Consider the following 17,747-nt stretch of genomic DNA (forward strand, 5'->3'; position numbering starts at 1 on the left):
TGGGACAATTCACAATAGCTACGTTCATCAGTTCGATGGATGGGTGATTCCCGGTCATCGGTGGGCGAACTGCCCGGTGAGACACACGACACAATGCGTTGCGACAGTCCGCCGGTCTCGTGGTTCCTACGACCACTGATCACCGGGCATCAATCATCAGAGCGGGCAGGTGATGCCCGTGTCCTTGGTGCCGCTGACAGCCTGACGGAGGCCCTGCTCGACGGCGTCGGCGTACAGGTTCAGGCCCGGACCGAACGGGTGGACGCCGTCGGCGCCGAGGTCGTCCTGATGGGCGTCCGCGATGGAGCACCACGGGGCCAGGAAGACGTTCGGTTTCCGTTTGGCGTACCGGATCACCTGCCGAGCGGCCTCCGGGATGCCCGCGACCGGGCCGTACGGGACCAGCAGCACCACCTTGCGGTCCGGTCCGAGCATCCGCACGATGCGGTTCAACTCGCCGGGGAACGCCTGGCCGTTGGTTCCGAACCCGAGGACCACGAACTCGCGCATCTTGTTCGCATCCAGGAGAGAGGTCATCACGCCTTCACCTCCGGAGTAGTGCCGCGACACCTCCGCGTCGATGTAGATGCCGGGGAACCGCCTGGTCAAGGCCTGCGACGACGCGAGCATCACCGAGTCGCCGATGGCGGTGATCTCGGGGCCCGTCGGCAGGTCACGCGACGGTTTCGGCGGGAGGACGACGGCGGGAGCCTCGTTGGCCTGCCGTTGGATCTCGGCGAGCTCGTCGAGCTGCCGCTCCAACGCCGACTTCGACGGGCTGGTCCCGAGGGCGGAGCCCGCGAGCATCACCACGGTCAGCACGGCGGCCATCGCGGCGAGCGGCGCGAACCGCCGCGCGTGACCGCCGAGGGCCGACAGCACCCCACGGAACCCGAGGCGGCGGAACGGGGTCTCGATCCACCGGTACGACAGCTCCGACAGCACGAGGCTCGCGACCGCGGCGACCACCCCGACCATCCAGGCGGGAGCCGTGTGCGTCGCCGCGTTGCCACTGCCGTTGATCAGCTCGCGCGCGACGATGAACGCGGGCCAATGCCACAGGTACAGGCTGAACGAGCGCGCGCCGAACCAGGTCAAGGCGCGGACGCTGAGGAGTTTCGGGATCGGCCCGTCCTCGCGGACCGCATTGTGGACGAGCAGCGTCGTCAACAGGCAGGCGACCAGGATGCCGCCGCGGTATGCGGTCGCCGACGTGTCCGGAAGCAGGTAGAGCATCGCCATCAACGCGACGAACGCGATCGGGGCGAGGGTCAGACCGACCCACCGTGCGACGGCCGGGCTGCGCCGCAGCGGCCACGAGTCGGCGGCGTCGGATGCGGGCGCGGTGATCACCAGCGCCAGCGCGACGCCTGCGAGCAGCCCGAACAGGTGCGTGTCACTGCCGAAGTACACGCGGGACGGGTCGGTGTCCGGGTGGTAGAGGTACGCCATCAAACCCGCGGACGCGAGGCCGACGACCGTGGCGACACCCGCGGCCACCAGCATGCGACGCCGCGGTTCCGAGCGGCGGGTGAGCGCCATGACGGCGAGGAACGCCAGCGGCCAGACGACGTAGAACTGCTCCTCGATCGCCAGTGACCAGTAGTGCATGAAGACGCGGGGCGTCGTCTCCGCGAAGTAGCTGTCCGACTGCGCGATCTGCACCCAGTTGTTGACGAAGAAGAGGGAACCGAAGAACTGGTCCTTCAGCTTCACCGCGACGTCGCCGCCGATCAGTCCGGCGACGGCGGTGGCGACCACCAGAACCGTCACCGACGCCGGGATGATGCGTCTGGCTCGACGTGTCCAGAACCCGTCGAGCGACACCCGTCCACCCGATCCGAACTCGCGGACCAGCAGCGAGGTGATGAGGAAGCCGGACAGGACGAAGAAGATGTCGACGCCGAGATAGCCGCCGCGCAGCGCGTCGCCGAAGAGGTGGTAGACGACGACCGAGAGGACCGCGATGCCGCGGAGCCCGTCCAGGGCCGGTGCGCGCCGGATCCGTCCCGGCTCGATCGTCGGTCGGGGTGCGACCGTCCCGGCCGCGACCGGTTCGGCGGCGGGCTCGGCGGGCGGTGCGGGAGCCGGCGCGGCCGGAACGACTGCGGCCGGGATCCGCACGGTCGGCGTCTCGTCCGGCTCGGACTCATCCGCCTCGGACTCGTCCGGTTCGGCGACCCGGTGCGGTTCGGGATCCGTCGGCGCGAGGTCGACGATCTCCTCGACCACCGGTTCCGCGGACTCCACAACGGGCTCTTCCGCCGGGGCCGCGGTCGGCAGCGTCTCCTCGGCCACCGTCACGGGGGCGGGCGCACCGAGGTCGACATCCTCTTCGACGAGCCTGCGCCTGCGCGAGTTCGTGACGTTCTTCGGCCGCGCGATCGTCCCCGTCATCGGGCGGACTCCTGCCTGCGGGGTCGGCGAAGAGGGTCCGGGCGCAGCACGCGGCCCAGCATAACGGAGTGTCCGGTGTCGAATCGATCGGACGACAGCCGTCCGTCGTGCGTTCGACGGACGTTCGACGGCCCGATCTGTGCCGTCACCATCGAGAGGGTTCCCTCAGGTTCCGGCTGCTAGGCTAACCGACGGTTTCGCCATGTCTGCGTTCGATGCGGCGACCCGCGCGAGCATGAAACGGAGACGACCAATGGCTGACCAGAAGTCGGATTCTCCGTCCGGTGACGCGGTGAAGGCCGCCTACCGATCCGACCTCGACGGGCTCAGGGGAATCGCGATCGCCTTGGTCGCCTGCTTCCACGTGTGGTTCGGCCGGGTGTCCGGCGGCGTCGACGTCTTCCTGACCCTGTCGGGATACTTCTTCATCGGCTCCTTGGTCCGGCACGCTGTGCACAGCCAGTCGACGAACATCGGGTTCGGCGACACCGTGAGCCCGTGGCCGCGGTTGAAACGGCTGCTCCGCCGTCTGCTGCCCGCGCTCTACACGGTGTTGATCGTGGTGTCCGTGCTGACGACGATCGTCATCGCCCAGACCCGCTGGCTCAACATCGGCCGCGAGGTGTTCGCGAGCGCGCTGTACTACCAGAACTTCCACCTCGCGCGGAACTCCCAGGACTACCTGGCCGCGAGCTCGGCGAACAGTCCCCTGCAGCACCTGTGGTCGATGTCGATGCAGGGCCAGTTCTTCGTCGGGGCGCTTCTCGTCCTGCTGGCGATCGCCGGAGCCCTCAAACTGCTCGCCGCGCGGTTCCCCGTCGTGGCGCGCGCGACGGTGATCCGGAGCGTCTTCGCGGTCGTCATCCTCGCGGCCGCCGTCGCGTCGTTCCTGTGGGCTCAGCATCGGCTGCACATCGATCAGCCGTACAACTACTACGACACGTTCTCGCGCCTGTGGGAGCCGCTCGTCGGCGGTCTCCTCGCCATCTGGATGCCCGCGGTCCGCGTGCCGTCGTGGCTGCGCAGCGGCGTCACCGTCGCGGCTCTGCTGGTGATCGCGACGTGCGGCTGGTGGATCGACGGCGTCGCCGAGTATCCCGGACCCCTCGCGTGGGTGCCCGTCGGTTCGACGCTGCTGATCATCTGGGCCGGTCACGTCGCCGCTGGCGAACCGAGGCCGCTGGCGAATCGGCTGCTCGCGGGCAAGCGTCCCGTGTGGTTGGGCACCATGTCGTACTCGCTGTACCTGATCCACTGGCCGCTGCTGATCTTCTACCTGACCTGGAACAGCATCGACCACGCGAACGCCGTCGAGGGAACGGCGATCCTCGCGGTCTCCCTCGGACTGTCGTGGCTGATGAAGAGGTACGTCGAAGACCCGATGCGCGGCGGCGGCCGGTCGTCGATGACGCACATCCGCTGGCCGAGGCATCCGCGGATCACCTATCCGGCGATCTTGACGGTCGTGCTCGTCCTCCTGTCGGCGGGGACCGCGGGCGCGATCACCGCATGGGATCGACACGTCGCGGGCGTGCAGGTCGACACCACGAACCTCGATCCGACGCTCTATCCCGGCGCGCGCGCCCTCCTCAACGGAGCCCCGGTCCCGGCCCTCGACCCTCAGCCGACTCCACTGGCCGCCGCGTCCGACCTGCCGCAGACGTACTTCGACGGCGTCATGGTGGAGATGGACGTGACGACGCCGGCCGTCGGCGTGTACGGCGACAAGAACGGCTCCAAGACGATCGCCCTCGCGGGCGGATCGCACACCGAGATGTGGCTGAGCGCGCTCGACACCATCGCCAAACGCAATCGCATCAAGATCGTGACCTACGTGAAGCGCGGCTGCCCGATCACCACCGATGAGAACCCCGCCTACCTCGAACGGGTGCCGTACCCGGAGTGTTTCGCGTGGAACAACGAGGTGATGGCCGACCTCCTGCGCACCCGTCCGGACGCCGTCGTCACCAACTCGACCCGTCCCGCGGAGTCCGGGCCGGGCGACTTCGTCCCGCAGGGCTACATCAACGCGTTCAAGAAGCTCACCGATGCGGGCATCCCCGTCGTCGGCATCCGCGACACACCGTGGCCGGGCAACGATCAGGGCCCGATCGACACCCCGATGTGCCTGTCGGACGGTGGCAACTCGACGAGCTGCGGCACCGTCCGGGCACGCGCGCTGAACGCCGTCGACCCCGGCATCGCCTACGCCGAACGCGACCCGCTGTTCTACGCCCTCGACTTCAGCGACGGCATCTGCACGGCCACGTTCTGCCCCGCGGTGATCGGCAACATCATGGTGTACCGCGACATCCATCACCTCACCCAGACGTACGTCCGCTCCCTGACGTTCGAAGTCCAACGTCAGCTGGGCGCCGTCCTCCCCTGGACCGCCCTCGTCCCCGTCCCTCGATAGCGCGGGCGAGCGAGGGAGCCCGAAGATCGGTCGAATCATCGGGGTCCGCCGACATATCGTCATCGGACTTCGACTACGAGACCGATCTTCGGGCGCCACCGAGTCCGCGCGAAGCGAGGTACCTGGTCAGCCGAGGAGGGCGGAGAGGGTCGCCGGGATCGTGTGGTCGATGTCGTGACGAGAGCGGACGCGAGCACGCCCGCGGGCGGCGAGGTCGGCGCGCAGGGTCGGGTCGGCCACCACACGGCGGACGGCGGAGGCCAGCGCCTGCGGATCCGACGGCGCGACGAGCAGACCGCAACCGGCCGCGAGGTAATCGGCTGTGCCGCCGTGATCGGTGCCGATCACCGGGCACCCGACGGCGAGTGCTTCGAGGACGCCGAGCGGACCGGCCTCGGGCCTGATGCTCGCCGACACCGTCGCCGTCCAGCGGCGAAGACACTCACCCGCGTCCGCCCGCCCCAGGAAGCTGACGCGGCCGGCCAGCCCGGGACGCTCGGCCAGAGCGCGCAGGCGCTCGACGTGTTCCTCGTCGCCCGGAAAGCCCTCCCCCGCGATCTCCAGGCGTACATCGTCGACCTGCGCGATCGCCTCGAGCAGCGGAACGTGCCCCTTCCACTCGGTGAGCGCGGCGAGTATCCCGATCACGGGCGTGCCCGGATGCTCGAGCGGTGCGGCGTCGACGTCGACGCGGACGCCGTTGACTCGTACGACCACCGGGAAGCCGCTCGTCCGCAGGGGTTCGGCCGTGGCGTCCGACACGGCGACGGCCCGGCGGAGCGCACCGGAGCCGATCCGCACGTACAGCCGTTGCTTCCGGTCGGCGACGGTGTCGTGGACAAGCCACGTCGCAGTTCCCCGGAGTCGGCCGAAGCGAACGGCGGGCAGCGCGGGCAACGAGTTGACGACTATCCGGGTGCTGTCGTCGTCGAACGCCGCGAGAATCCGGCCGGCCCGCCGCCATTGCGACGCGAGGCGGGCGACGGCGGCTGCGCGTCCCACGCCCCGACCACCGGACAGGCCCAGCGACGGCAGTTCGACGTGCTCGACGTTCGACGGGAGCTTGTCGGCCACCGCCCCGGCCGGGCATGCGACGAGCACGCGGAGCCCCCGGTCGACCGCCTCGGCGACCAGATTCAGCATCACCGCTTCGGCCCCGGAGAACGACCGGGTGTGGGACACGAACACCACTCGGGAGACGGACACGGCTACCCCTCACTCATGGAACGACGATCGCGCAGGCGCCCGACCTGCGCTCGGATGCTGAATCCGTCGGTGCCGCCGCACAGGTGCAGGACGACCAACGTCCCCGCGCCGCCGAGAATCGCGCGCACCGGCCACGGCGAATCCTCGACTCCCGGCGTCATCATCGTGAACGTGATGACCGTCGCCGCGACGGCGGTCGCGCGCAGTGGATGGACAGCCGACAGCACCCTCTTCACCGGCAGCGAGACGGCGACCAGCACGATGACCGCCACCAGGAGGAAGGCCTCGCTGACGACCATCGCCCACGACGAGCCCAGGTAGGACGCCCGCGGGATCAGCCAGAGGTTGAGCCCGATGTTCAGGCACAACGATGTAAGGGTGAGCCACGGGTACACGCGGTGCGATCCGACCGCGACCAGGATCATGATGCCGAGGTGGGCCAACGCGCCCATCGACGCGGCGATCACGAGCAGCCGTGTCGACTGCGCCGCCACCGCGAACCGGTCGCCGTAGAGGAAACGGAGGAGATCGTCGGCCACCGGGTAGAGGGCGGCGACGCCCACCGCGCACAGTGCGCTGATGATGGCGGCCGCCCGACGTGCCGCGTGCCGGAATCCGGCGTGGTCGCCGGGCCAGGACGCCACCAGCAGCGTCGTGAACGGCGTGACGACGGCGACGCACGCCACCCCGATGAAGTCGGAGAACTTGAATCCGATCGAGTACAGGCCGACGGCGTCGAACGTGTCCATCCGCCCCAGGAGGAGGACGTCGACCTTGGCCGTCACCTCGACGAAAGCGAGGCCGATGCTCAGCGGCACCGCCTCGATCAGCATCTCGCGCCACAGCGCGCCGTCTATGCCGCCGCGCGGCGCGGGTCCGTCCGCGCCGCGCAGCAGCGCGCGTGCCTTGACGCCGAGGCTCACCAGTTCGTTCGCGATCGCGGGGATCACAAGCACCAGCAGCAGAGGGGCGAACAGAACGGCCGCGATCGTCAGCAGGAGTTGCACACCCTGCGCGGCGACCTCCCCCGCGGCGACCAGGCCGAGCCGGAGCCTGCTCTGGAAGATGACCGTGAGCGCATGGCTCGGGGTGGCGATCACGACGACCAGTCCGGCGATCGCCGTCGCGGCGATCACGTCGCCATCGTGGCCGGTCACGACCACGACCGCGAGGGCAACCGCATAGCCGATGAGGCCGAGCGCCAGGCGCAGCCAGACGAACGACGCGGCGACCCGCGCGATCTGATCCTCGTCGTCTCCGACGAGTCGAGCCAGGACCACCCGGCCCACCCCGAGGTCCGTGACGACGGCCATCATGCCGAGGACGCCGAAGACGAACGAGAACTTGCCGAAGTCGTCGGACGACAGGGAACGAGCGATCAGGATGGTGCCCAGCCAGCCCATCGCCGCGATGCCGACCCGGCTGACCAGCATCGCGATCGTGTTCGACACCGCCCGCTTCGACAGGGACGAGTCGACCGCGACCTCCGTCGGCTCCACCGTCACGCGAAACCCAACGACGCGTACACGTCGATCGTGCGCGCCGCCGTCCGGTCCCACGAGAGGCGTGCGGCGCGGACCGCGGCGGACGTGCGGAGCTCGGTCCGACGATCGGTGTCGTTCACCAGGTCGCGGAGGGCGTCGGTCCAGTCGCGGAGGCCGACGCCGGGCACCAGGACGGCGCCGTCGCCGACGACCTCGGGCAGAGCCCCCACGGCGCTGGCGAGCACCGCGGCGCCACACGACATCGCCTCCACGGGCGGCAGACCGAATCCCTCGTAGACGGACGCGTAGGCGACGACGGTGGCGGCGCCGTACAGCGCGGGCAGATCATCGGTCGGCACGTAGCCCAGACCGATCGCCGATTCCGGGGCGCGCACCGAGGTCGACCCCTGACCGGCGACGACGAAGGGAACTCCGACGGACCGCGCGGCCTCGGCGACGACGTGCGGACGCTTGCGGGGTTCGATCGTGCCCACCTGCAGGACGAAGGTCTCGGGCAGGCCGTAGCGTCGTCGGGCGTCGTCGATCTCCGCGTCCGACGCGGGCCGGGCCCAAGGTGCGGGTGCGAGATGGGTGACCGTCGCGGTACGACCGCACAGGTCGTGGACGCGTTGCGCGGTGAACTCCGAGACCGCGATCAGTTCGTCGGCACGCCGAAGAGCGTCACGTACGAGCAGTCGTTCGCCGGTGGCCCGGAAACGCGAGAACGCCCACGGGACGTCGAACACCGACAGGTCGTGAACGGTCGCGACGGTGGCATCGGGTCCGGAGACCGGCAGGTCGACGTCGAGTCCGTGGAAGAGTCCGGCTGCCCGGGTCGGAGCCTTCGCGTGGAGTGCGCGTACGACGCCGCTGTTGCGAGGCACCGCGATCGCGGCGACCGAATCCGGCAACGCCGGGATCGCCGCCTCCTGCACGGAGGCTGTCAGCATCGCGGAGGCCGGCAGGCGCCGACTCACCGCGGCGATCAGTTCGCGTTCGTACGTGCTCACCCCCGCACCGTCGACGGCGAGGGCCAATGCGCCGAATCCAATCGTCGACGATCGTCTGGACACGGTGGTCTCCATTGACATCAGGACGCCCTTCTCAACGGAATGGGAATTCATTCCGCTCATCGCCCGAAAATGGCGAATCACTGTCCGCGAAATACAAGCATCAAAGCGGCCGCATTGCCAACTGTCTTCGCTTTGCAATTCCCGAATTCTCGGCTATTGTCATTCTCGAATCGGATTTGCGGCGATGTAACTCCATCCTGATATCTCTCGATGTCCACCCTCACGGGCAGGTACGCGTTTGGCGGCGCGACCTCACCCTGACAGACGATCCAGCCGGATCGCTCCTTGAGACAGCGAGAGATTTATGGGCCACATCAGTCCGGTGATAGTGCACGAGTGGATCGAAGAGACGGGAGGAGCCGAGAAAGTTCTCGAAGCGTTCGCCGGACTCCTTCCCGACGCCGAGATCACGTGCCTCTGGAACGATGCCCAGACGCGCTTCGCCTCGTCGACGGTCCGGCAGAGTCCGCTGGCGTACACGCCGCTGCGCCGGACGAAGATGCTGTCGATGCCCTTCCAGCCGCTGATGTGGCACTGGGTGCCGGGACGCTACGACTTCGCCCTCATCAGCACGCACCTGTTCGCGCATCACGCGCGCTTCTTCGAGTCCGACCCCGAGATGGACAAGTTCATCTACGTCCACACCCCGGCGCGGTACATCTGGACTCCCGAGCTCGACCCGCGCGGCCGCGGCCTCGCGGGGGCCGCCGCCCGGCCGGTCCTGCGGCGCCTGGACCGTCTCGGCATACGCGGCAACCGCTCCGTGGTCGCGAACAGTCGGTTCGTCGCCGACCGGATCCGCGCCACCTGGGGTGAGGAGGCGCGCGTCATCCATCCCCCGGCCGACGTCACGAAGATCGTCGAGACCGACTGGACCGCATCGTTGACCACCGCCGAGGCCGAGCTCCTCGACGGGCTGCCCGCCGTGTTCGCGTTCTCCGTGGGGCGACTCGTCGGCTACAAGGGCTTCGACATCGTCGTCGACTTCGCGAGCCGCACCGGCGTCCCGGTGGTGCTCGCCGGAGCCGGACCGGCGGAGAACGCCCTGCGCGCGCAGGCGGCTCGCACCGGAGCACCGGTCACCTTCGTCGGACGCGTGAGCGACGCCCTCATGTTCGAGCTGTACGCACGCTCGACGGCGTTCCTCAACTTCAGCGTCGAAGACTTCGGCATCACCACGGTCGAAGCCCTCGCCTCGGGCACACCCGCCATCGCCCGCAACGTCGGCGGCGCCACCGAGATCATCGAGGACGGCGTGTCGGGGGTGCTCTGCGACCCGGCGACCGCCGACCTGAGCGCACTGTTCGAGCGGGCCGCGGCCCTCGATCGGACTGCCGTGGTCGACCGGGCACGACTGTTCTCCGCCGAGCGCTTCGACACCGAGATCTCGGCCTGGATCGGCCTCGACCCACCCGACTCCCGCCGCGACACCGATCCCGTACCGCTCTCCACGACAGAGGAACTCTGATGTCCACGCAACGATCGAACCCGAACGACGTCCACAAGGAATCGAACCTCCTGCGCTTCGGTCCCGACCTGCTCGGCCATTTCAGGAACCTGCTCAAGGCCCTCCCGATCGCCATAGCCGTCGCCGTCGTCGCGTTCGCGATCACGTTGACGATCACCGCGACCGCGGACGACGAGTTCGAGGTCACGACGGTCGCACAGATCGACGCGCAGATCCCGATCATGGCCGGCGACGTGTACATCTATCAGAACAACGCGCCGTATCTGTCGCTCGCGACGACGTCCGGTGTCCGGGAGGACATCGCGCACCGCATGGGATCGGCCTGGTCGGCCGCCCGCGTCGCCGACAATGTGAGCGTCACCGAGACCCGCTCCCCGCTGTTGATCGCGGTCACCGCGACGGCGCCGACCGCCGAGGAGGCCGCCAAACTCTCGGCCACCACCATCAAGGCCCTCGACAGCGCCTCGCGCAAGCAACGCGCGGGCGAACTCGATCGCGCCGCCGCCACCTTGACCGCACGCAGTCGGGACATCGGCAGCCGGATCACCGCGATGCGGTCGTCCGACAGCACCGAGCGCGACAACCTCATCGAGCAGCGCAAGTCCATCGAGAACGACATCCAGCGGATCCAATCCGGCGGAGTCAACGGTCTCGGCGCCCTGAGCACGCCGAGCAGCGACGACGCCCGCCAGACTGCGCCGCAATCGCCTGCGCTCGCCGTGTTCGTCGGCCTGCTGACCGTGTTGATCGCCGCCGAGGCCGTCGTCTTCATCCGCGCCCGGTTCAGCCGTCGAGCGACGGGCTCCGCCATTCGACGCATCGCCGACAAGCACGGCGCGACCGTCGAGGACGCCGTGAGCGGCGACCGCATCCCCGCGCTGGCCCGCACCATGCTGGGCAGACTGCCCGAGGGCGAACACGCGGTGATCCTGCGTTCGGCGGGTATCGCGGAGTGGGGAGGATTCGACGGCCCGGTGCCCGAGGACGTCGTCGTCGTCGACCTGGACGACGCGTGGATCGACCAGGTGGACGCCACCGTCGGGCTGATCGTGGTGATGGTCGTGGAGGGTGAGAGCATCCGCGCCGATCTCGACTCGACGCTGTCGGCGATCGCCGACCTCACGATTCCCGTGCACGTCGTGATGGCGCCGAGCGCCCCGCCCGCGGAGCCGGAGCCGGAACCCGAGCCGGAACCGCTCGCCGCGGCGCCGCGCCTGACGTCCACCGACTCGTCACAGCTGATCGGCTCGCTGCTCGATGAGCTGCTCCTGGCCCGGATCGCCGAGCTCAACGCATCCGGCCAGCTCACGACGCCGCAGCCGGCCCCTGCTGCGCCCGCCGCCGACCCGTCGCCAGAGGACGGCCGATGAGGATCGTCCACCTCGTCAACGACCTCGCGGACGCCGGCAACGGCATCATCAACGTGGCCGTCGACTTGGCGTGCGAACAGGCACGGACCGGCCACGACGTGACGGTCATGTCACGCGGCGGCGAGTACGTCGACCTGATCGAACGGTTCGGCGCGCGACATGTACCGCTACCGATCGGGCGTCGGCCCGCCGACGTCGCGGCCACGACGACGGCGTTGGCTGTCGGCGTCGACCGCCTCGACCCCGACGTGGTGCACTCGCACACGCTGATGCTCGCCGGGCTCGCGTACGCGGTCCGCACGCGTGCCGCCGCGACCCGCGGACGTCCGCGGTACCGCCTGGTCACCACCGTGCACAACGAGTATCAGCGCGGGGTGTCGCTGATGGGGCTGGCGCACATGACCGTCAGCGTCAGCCACGCCGTCGACACTGCGATGGCCCGACGGCGCATCCCCGTCGGACGCCGACGTGTGGTCCACAACGGCACCGTCGGCACACCTCGACGACGACCCGCCGCATCCGTCGAACCCGCCGCCGTCGACGGCCGGATGATCGTGGTCCTCGGCGCGGTATCGCACCGCAAGGGGTCGGACGTCGTCGTCGACGCGTTCACCCGCCTGGCCGACGACTATCCGGACGCATCGGTGTGGTTCGTCGGCAACCCCGACTGGACCGAGCTCGTCGATCGCGTCGCAGCGTCTCCGCTGAGCGACCGCATCCGCTTCGCAGGCCTCAACCGCGAGCCGGCGACCGTCCTGCGGGCCGCAACGATGATGGTCCTCGCGTCACGGCACGACCCGTTCCCGCTGGTGCTCCTCGAGGCCAAGGAGGCGGGGCTGCCGATCATCGGTTCGGCCGTCGACGGCGTCCCGGAGGCGCTCGACGACGGCGCGTCCGGCCTTCTGTTCCCGGCCGAGGACGTCGCCGCGTTGGAGACCGCGATGCGTCGAGTCCTCGACGATCCGGCCGTCGGCGAACGGCTCGTCGCGGCCGGAGACGAGGGCCTGGCCCGCTACTCCGCCGCCCGGATGTCGGCCGACTACGTCGACGTCTACCTCGAGCAGATCGCGTTGGGCGCCCGGTGACGATGCAGCCGTCAGCGTGTCCCCGTCGCCCGCAGGTACAGGCGATGGACGAGGGACTGCAGCACTACGAGGTCTCCGCTCACCTCGTCTCGGCGGCGGATCGGTCCCGCCGCGCCGCCGTGAACGCGGTACGCCCAGCGGTTGAAGCCCATCACGTCGCGCGCCTTGCGCCATGTGCTCGTGGAACTGGACACGTTGAACGCCGACGCCCGGCTGCCGGCAAGCGGTTCCGGGCACACGATGAGGGCGCCGCGCGCGGTGATGTCGAGCCAGGCGGCGAAGTCGAGCGTGTAAACGAACTCGTCGCGGAAGCCGCGAGTCTGCACGTAGTCGTCGCGCCGGAACAGGACGGCCGCCGTCGGAAAGAGGACGTCGGGCGTGCCGCGGACGAAGGCGCGCATGGCGTCGCACGGTTCATGTCTGCCGTCGAAGCCCGCCAGGCCGAGGTCGCGGGCCAGCACTTCGTCGTCGTCGTCGACGACGTCGTAGCGGGACGCCACCAGCGCGACCTCCGGGTCGGTCATGAGGGGTGTCTGGACGCTCAGGCAGGTCGGCGCGATCAGATCGTCGCTGCACAGCAGTTTGACGAGATCCCCATGCGCGGCGAGCACCCCTCGATGCCAGTTGTCGGCCAGACAGACACGTTCGGTGTGGCGCTCGATTCGGATCCGATCGTCGCCGAACGACTCCGCTATCTCAATAGTCGAGTCATCACTCGCGTTATCGCTGACCACAATTTCGTAATCGACGAAGTCTTGAGCCAGTACCGAATCGATGGTCGCGCGCAGAGTCCGTTCCGAGTTCATCGTGGGAATGCAGACCGAGACCGCTGGTTTCACCGATTTCTCCTGGCAGTCGACTTCACTTTCGGCGATAAGAGTTCATTCGCCGCGACGCCACTTCTACCTTTTCCCCATATGTCGCCGCAAGCCGGTGTCGAGCAGGTGATCGCATGACATTCGCCGGAGTGATCGGCTATCTGATCGTCCTTGTCGGGTTCGGCGTCACCGCCAACGCCATCTGGCGTCGGCCCGCGCGCGGGCTCCTCGTGCTCGCCGCGCTCCTCCCGTTCCACGGCCTGCTCAAAGTGCTTCCGCACGGGCTGGTCCCGTCGTTCTGGAAGGAGGGTCTGATCCTCCTGACTCTCGTGCTCGCCGTCGTCGGCGCCCGCGGACGACCGCGCGGCGACTTCCACGCACCCTGGTGGCCCGCGGTCGCCGCACTCGTCGTGTTCGGTTCGTTGTCGGCAGTCTTCACCGCGGGCACACTCGCCGCGCTCCCCGTCAAGATCACGTTCTTCTACGTCCTGCTGGTGGTGATCTGCTGGTTCGCACCGTTGACGGTGCACGACCGCGACCGCCTCGTGACCGTGTTGATGGCGATCGGCGTCGTGAACGCCGTGTACGGCGTCGTCCAGCAGATGCTGGGCACCGAACGCCTCGTCGCGATGGGCTACGAGTACGGGCAAGAGGTTCGTGAAGCCGGCGGCATGCTGCGCAGCTTCGGCACCTTCAATCAGCCGTTCCCGTATGCCCTGATGCTGATGTTGGTGATCCTCATCGGTTTGTCGGTGTCGTTGAACGACCCGTCTCGTCTGCGGAGCAAGGTGTTCTTCTGGTGCATGCCGCTGCTGCTGGTCGGACAGGCGCTGTCGGTGGTTCGGGCCAGCTTCATCGGCCTGATCACGGGGCTGGTCGTTCTCGGCGTGATCCGCTATCGGGTGGTCTTGTACGCGCTCGGCGGGCTCGCGGTGGCCGCGCTCCCGGTTCTGCTGCTCGCACCGACGTCGATCACGGGGACCATCTTCTCGACCGCCAGCTCGCAGACGCGCGCCGACGGTTGGAAGGCGACGATGGGGTCCGTCGTCGACAATCCGTTCGGCAAGGGGCTGGGCACCTCCGGCGCCGCCGCCGAGCAACTCGTCACCGACGGCCCGCACCTGCCCGAATCGCTCGCGGTCCGGATCGACGGAGCCTCGGCCTACGCGTTCGGACTTCCGTATCAGCCGGACAGCTACTACATGAAGGTCCTGGTGGAACTGGGGCCGATCGGGTTGTGGCTGTTCGTCACGTTCCTCGTCGTGAGCTTGTTGAGCGCAGTCACCGTGTCCCGCCGCGCGGTCATTCCGTACGACGGTGCATTCGCCGCCGGGGTCGCCGCTGTCATCGCGGCGTCGGCCGCGGCGTCGATCGGTGCGACCCTGTACGAGATCTTCCCGATGGACGCGTTCACCTGGCTGCTGCTGGGCGCCGTCGGATGCATTCAAGTGACCGCCGTCGGTGGCCGGAGCATGGGAGTCCGGGCATGAGCGCCGCCGTCTGGAAGGTGGCTGCGGGCATCGTGACGGTGTTGGTGGCGGCCGTGATCGTCACTGTCGCGACTACCGCCGCGGCACGACGCGAGACCACGCCGACCCCGTCGGCGGCGGCCGAACAGCGGTGCACGGCCGCACGGTCGGTCGGCTTCGCGGGCGGCGCGGAGATGATGACGAAGTCGAATGCCGCGGTCGAACGTGAATTCGCGGCGATGGCCGCGATGGGCGCCCGCTGGGTCCGCATCGGCATCGAGTGGGACGTCGTCGAGGCCGAGCGCGGAACCCTCGACTGGCGCGTGCCCGACCGCGTCATCACCCTCGCCAAGAAGCACGGCTTCCAGGTGTTGGCAGTCGTGTTCGGCACTCCCGAGTGGGCGCGACTGCCGCAGGAGGCGTCGTCGGACGCGGCGTTGCCCGGATCGGCAGCGCGATTCGGGCGCTTCGTTCGTGACGCGGCTCGGCATGAGGGCGATCGTGTCCAGGCGTGGGAGATCTGGAACGAGCCGAATCTCGTCTTCCGCTCGTTCCCCCGCCCCGACGTCGTCCGCTATCACCGATTGTTGATCGCGGCGTCGCGCGCCGTGAAGTCGGTGTCACCGTCCACGCCGGTGATCACCGGCGGACTCGCTCCCACCGGTGACGACGGCATCAACTACTCGCCGTCGACGTTCGTGAAGCAGTTGTACGCCCTCGGCGACATCGATGAATGGGACGGCGTCGGCATTCATCCCTACACATTCCCCGCTCTGCCGGAGGACACGTCGACGTCGACATGGAACACCTATCTGCGGCTCGACCTGGTCTTCGACACGATGCGTCAGGCGGGCGACGGCCGCAAGCAGGTGTGGATCACCGAGTTCGGCGCACCGACCGGGGGCGACCCCGCCAAGGCTGTGACCGAAGACGATCAGAAGACGGCGATCATGCAGATCCTCTCCCGCATGGCGGTCGACCCGCTGATCGGCCCGACGATCATCCACAGCGCCGTCGACCGCGGGGGCCGGAACCCGGACGACATCGAGAACCACTTCGGCCTCATGCACACGGACTTCACTCCCAAGCCCGCCTACACCGCCATCTCCGAGTTCACCCACTGCTGACGCACTCTCGTGTCGAGCGGGCCGCCGTCCTGAGCGAGCACGCGAGCCGAAGGAATCAAGACGTCGCACAACGCCGCGTCCCGCTGAAGACGTGGCGGTGTCCCCGCCTGACCCGTGTCAGGCGGGGTACCGCACCACATCCGTCCCTTCCGGGACGGGCGGACCCGGTGGCGGAGCCGGAATCCGGCAAGACAGGCCACTTCTCCACCGCCGACCCGGACGCGGTGACCCGATCCCCGAACGCCGGGAGGATCTTCTCCGGCTGCAACGCGTGATTGACCTTCCACGGCTCATTCGAGTCGGCGGGCCGCCACCCGACCCGGCCCCTGAACGGCCCGGACCGGAGGATGGTGGTCTCCCACCCGCCAGGCTTGGTATCCACGCTGCGATTGTGGCCTCCGCACGCACCACCCAGATGATCGATATCGGTGGGGCCGCCGTCCTGCCAGTCGGGCACGTGATGCGCCTGGGTCCGCGACCACGGCACCGTGCATCCGGGCGCAGTGCAGCCGCGATCACGACCGAACAGGGCCAATCGTTGCGCCTTAGAGGCGAGGCGTTTGCCGCGGCCGAGGTACAGGATCTGTGCTGAGGCGTTCACGAACACTTCCAGCCACGGGGTCGCGTCTCCGGCGATCTCGACGAGATCCTTGACCGGTAGACGCGTGCCGGTGGCGGTGGTCGCGACACCGGTACGAGCTTCGAGATCGTCCAGCGATGCGGTCACCACCAGCTGCGACGACAACGTACCCTCACCGAGACCACCGTTGGCGATCAGGAACGTCCACATCGCCTCCAACGCATCATGATTGCGCTGGGCTTGCGAACGAGTCTCGCGTTCAGCCGCCGCAGACAGCGCCTCGGGATCGACATTGGCCGATGATCCGGACGGCGACTGCTCGTCGTCGGGATTGTTCATCCCCGGCGCCGCCCAGGACACGAGCAGCGCTTCGAGTTTCGCCCGTGCCGCCGGAGTCAGCTTCGCGCTGATCGCCGACATGAGCCGCCGATCCTGCGGAGCCAGGGTCACACCACGACTCCGGGCCCGGTCGGTGTCGTCGGTCAACTCCCCGTCGGGGTCGAGGTGAGCGAGAATCCGCTTGCCGGCGGTCCGGGTCTGTTCGGGAGTCAACGTCCGCGCTACCCCGGCCAACTCTGCTTCGGCACGGGCCTTCACATCGGCGGGGACCGCCTACGGGATCGCGTCGATGACGTCGACGATCTCCGCAACGTGGTCGAGGGAGAGGTCACCGTCGGCCACCGCTGTGGCGGTCGCGGGGAGTATGGGTTCGAGTGGTTCGCCGGAGAAGGCGACCAGCGAGCTCAGGCTCAACGCGGCATCGGTGCGCTGTTTGCGGGCCCGTGCCGACAACCGCAACTGGCCTTCCAAGTACTTGCCCGGCATCTGCGACCCTGCCAGGCGGTACGCACCACGCTGGGAGACCTCGGCGAACAACCGGGCATCCACACCGACACCGCGACGATTGGACCGCTCATTGACCTCGGAGGCCACGAGCAGCTCCCGGTCCGACAGCCCGGCCAGCGACACCGCGGCGAGCTTCTGTGCGACCTCGTCCTGCAACCGCACGAGGTCCAGCGGATTGTCGGGGAGTTCGACGTTCGTCATGGTGTCCACCTCCTCTGCCGGGTGTCTGATTCTTTCGTTGCCCTCATTGTAGTCGAATGTATGTTCGATAGCACTAGCCTGGGATTTGATTGATGTTTTGTCCATGGTGATCAGTGGACGAACTTTCCGGTGCGGGGACAGTCCACGATCAATCACAACGATGCGATCGGTGCGCCAGTCCGCCGGTCTTGTGGCGCGGCGATCCAG

The 17,747-nt window shown here is 68.5% G+C and carries 11 protein-coding genes and 1 pseudogene; 6 read left to right on the forward strand and 6 right to left on the reverse strand.

Annotated elements, in window-relative coordinates:
• Nucleotides 1-156: 156 nt before the first annotated feature.
• Nucleotides 157-2,397 carry an acyltransferase family protein gene (locus tag GYB83_RS03940; RefSeq protein ID WP_161894250.1) on the reverse strand — a complete coding sequence of 747 codons (2,241 nt, stop codon included), beginning with the start codon at nt 2,395-2,397 and terminating at the stop codon, nt 157-159.
• Between the two features lie 253 nt (nt 2,398-2,650).
• Here GYB83_RS03940 and GYB83_RS03945 point away from each other — a divergent pair, with 253 nt between their 5' ends.
• Nucleotides 2,651-4,813 carry an acyltransferase family protein gene (locus GYB83_RS03945; RefSeq protein WP_161894251.1) on the forward strand — a complete coding sequence of 721 codons (2,163 nt, stop codon included), beginning with the start codon at nt 2,651-2,653 and terminating at the stop codon, nt 4,811-4,813.
• A gap of 126 nt (nt 4,814-4,939) precedes the next feature.
• Here GYB83_RS03945 and GYB83_RS03950 read toward each other — a convergent pair whose 3' ends face one another.
• Genes GYB83_RS03950 through GYB83_RS03960 form a run of 3 tightly spaced genes read right to left on the reverse strand, consistent with a single transcriptional unit; the run spans nt 4,940 to nt 8,588 of the window.
• Nucleotides 4,940-6,019 carry a glycosyltransferase family 4 protein gene (locus tag GYB83_RS03950; RefSeq protein ID WP_228461159.1) on the reverse strand — a complete coding sequence of 360 codons (1,080 nt, stop codon included), beginning with the start codon at nt 6,017-6,019 and terminating at the stop codon, nt 4,940-4,942.
• A gap of 2 nt (nt 6,020-6,021) precedes the next feature.
• Nucleotides 6,022-7,524, reverse strand: a complete 1,503-nt coding sequence (locus GYB83_RS03955; RefSeq protein ID WP_161894252.1) for an oligosaccharide flippase family protein — start codon at nt 7,522-7,524, stop codon at nt 6,022-6,024.
• The gene (locus GYB83_RS03960) at nt 7,521-8,588 is read right to left on the reverse strand and encodes a glycosyltransferase family 4 protein (RefSeq protein WP_161894645.1); all 1,068 of its coding nucleotides are present in this window, start codon (nt 8,586-8,588) and stop codon (nt 7,521-7,523) included. The genes GYB83_RS03955 and GYB83_RS03960 overlap by 4 nt, the downstream gene beginning before the upstream one ends.
• A gap of 292 nt (nt 8,589-8,880) precedes the next feature.
• On the opposite strand from GYB83_RS03960, the gene GYB83_RS03965 reads away from it, so the two are divergent.
• From GYB83_RS03965 to GYB83_RS03975, 3 genes are read left to right on the forward strand one after another with little or no spacing between them, the layout of a single operon-like run.
• The gene (locus tag GYB83_RS03965; RefSeq protein ID WP_161894253.1) at nt 8,881-10,044 is read left to right on the forward strand and encodes a glycosyltransferase; all 1,164 of its coding nucleotides are present in this window, start codon (nt 8,881-8,883) and stop codon (nt 10,042-10,044) included.
• Entirely contained in the window at nt 10,044-11,414 is a 1,371-nt protein-coding gene (locus GYB83_RS03970; protein ID WP_161894254.1) for a hypothetical protein, read from the forward strand. Before GYB83_RS03965 ends, GYB83_RS03970 begins: the two co-directional genes overlap by 1 nt.
• Nucleotides 11,411-12,499 (forward strand): glycosyltransferase family 4 protein, encoded by a 1,089-nt coding sequence (locus GYB83_RS03975; RefSeq protein ID WP_161894255.1) that lies wholly within the window; start codon nt 11,411-11,413, stop codon nt 12,497-12,499. Before GYB83_RS03970 ends, GYB83_RS03975 begins: the two co-directional genes overlap by 4 nt.
• Before the next feature lie 11 nt (nt 12,500-12,510).
• Here the strand turns inward: GYB83_RS03975 and GYB83_RS03980 are convergent, their stop codons facing one another.
• On the reverse strand, nt 12,511-13,305 hold the full coding sequence (locus tag GYB83_RS03980; RefSeq protein WP_267130316.1) for a glycosyltransferase family 2 protein: 795 nt from the start codon (nt 13,303-13,305) through the stop codon (nt 12,511-12,513).
• A 146-nt stretch (nt 13,306-13,451) separates the two neighbouring features.
• Between GYB83_RS03980 and GYB83_RS03985 the strand changes: the two genes are divergently transcribed.
• Nucleotides 13,452-14,807, forward strand: coding sequence for an O-antigen ligase family protein (locus GYB83_RS03985; RefSeq protein WP_161894257.1), 1,356 nt, complete (start codon nt 13,452-13,454; stop codon nt 14,805-14,807).
• On the forward strand, nt 14,804-15,913 hold the full coding sequence (locus GYB83_RS03990; protein ID WP_161894258.1) for a glycoside hydrolase 5 family protein: 1,110 nt from the start codon (nt 14,804-14,806) through the stop codon (nt 15,911-15,913). Before GYB83_RS03985 ends, GYB83_RS03990 begins: the two co-directional genes overlap by 4 nt.
• 55 nt (nt 15,914-15,968) lie before the next feature.
• On the opposite strand, the pseudogene GYB83_RS03995 reads toward GYB83_RS03990, so the two are convergent.
• Nucleotides 15,969-17,645, reverse strand: a pseudogene (locus GYB83_RS03995) (HNH endonuclease signature motif containing protein).
• Between the last annotated feature and the right edge of the window lie 102 nt (nt 17,646-17,747).

Source organism: Gordonia spumicola (assembly GCF_009932475.1).
GTDB lineage: Bacteria > Actinomycetota > Actinomycetes > Mycobacteriales > Mycobacteriaceae > Gordonia > Gordonia spumicola.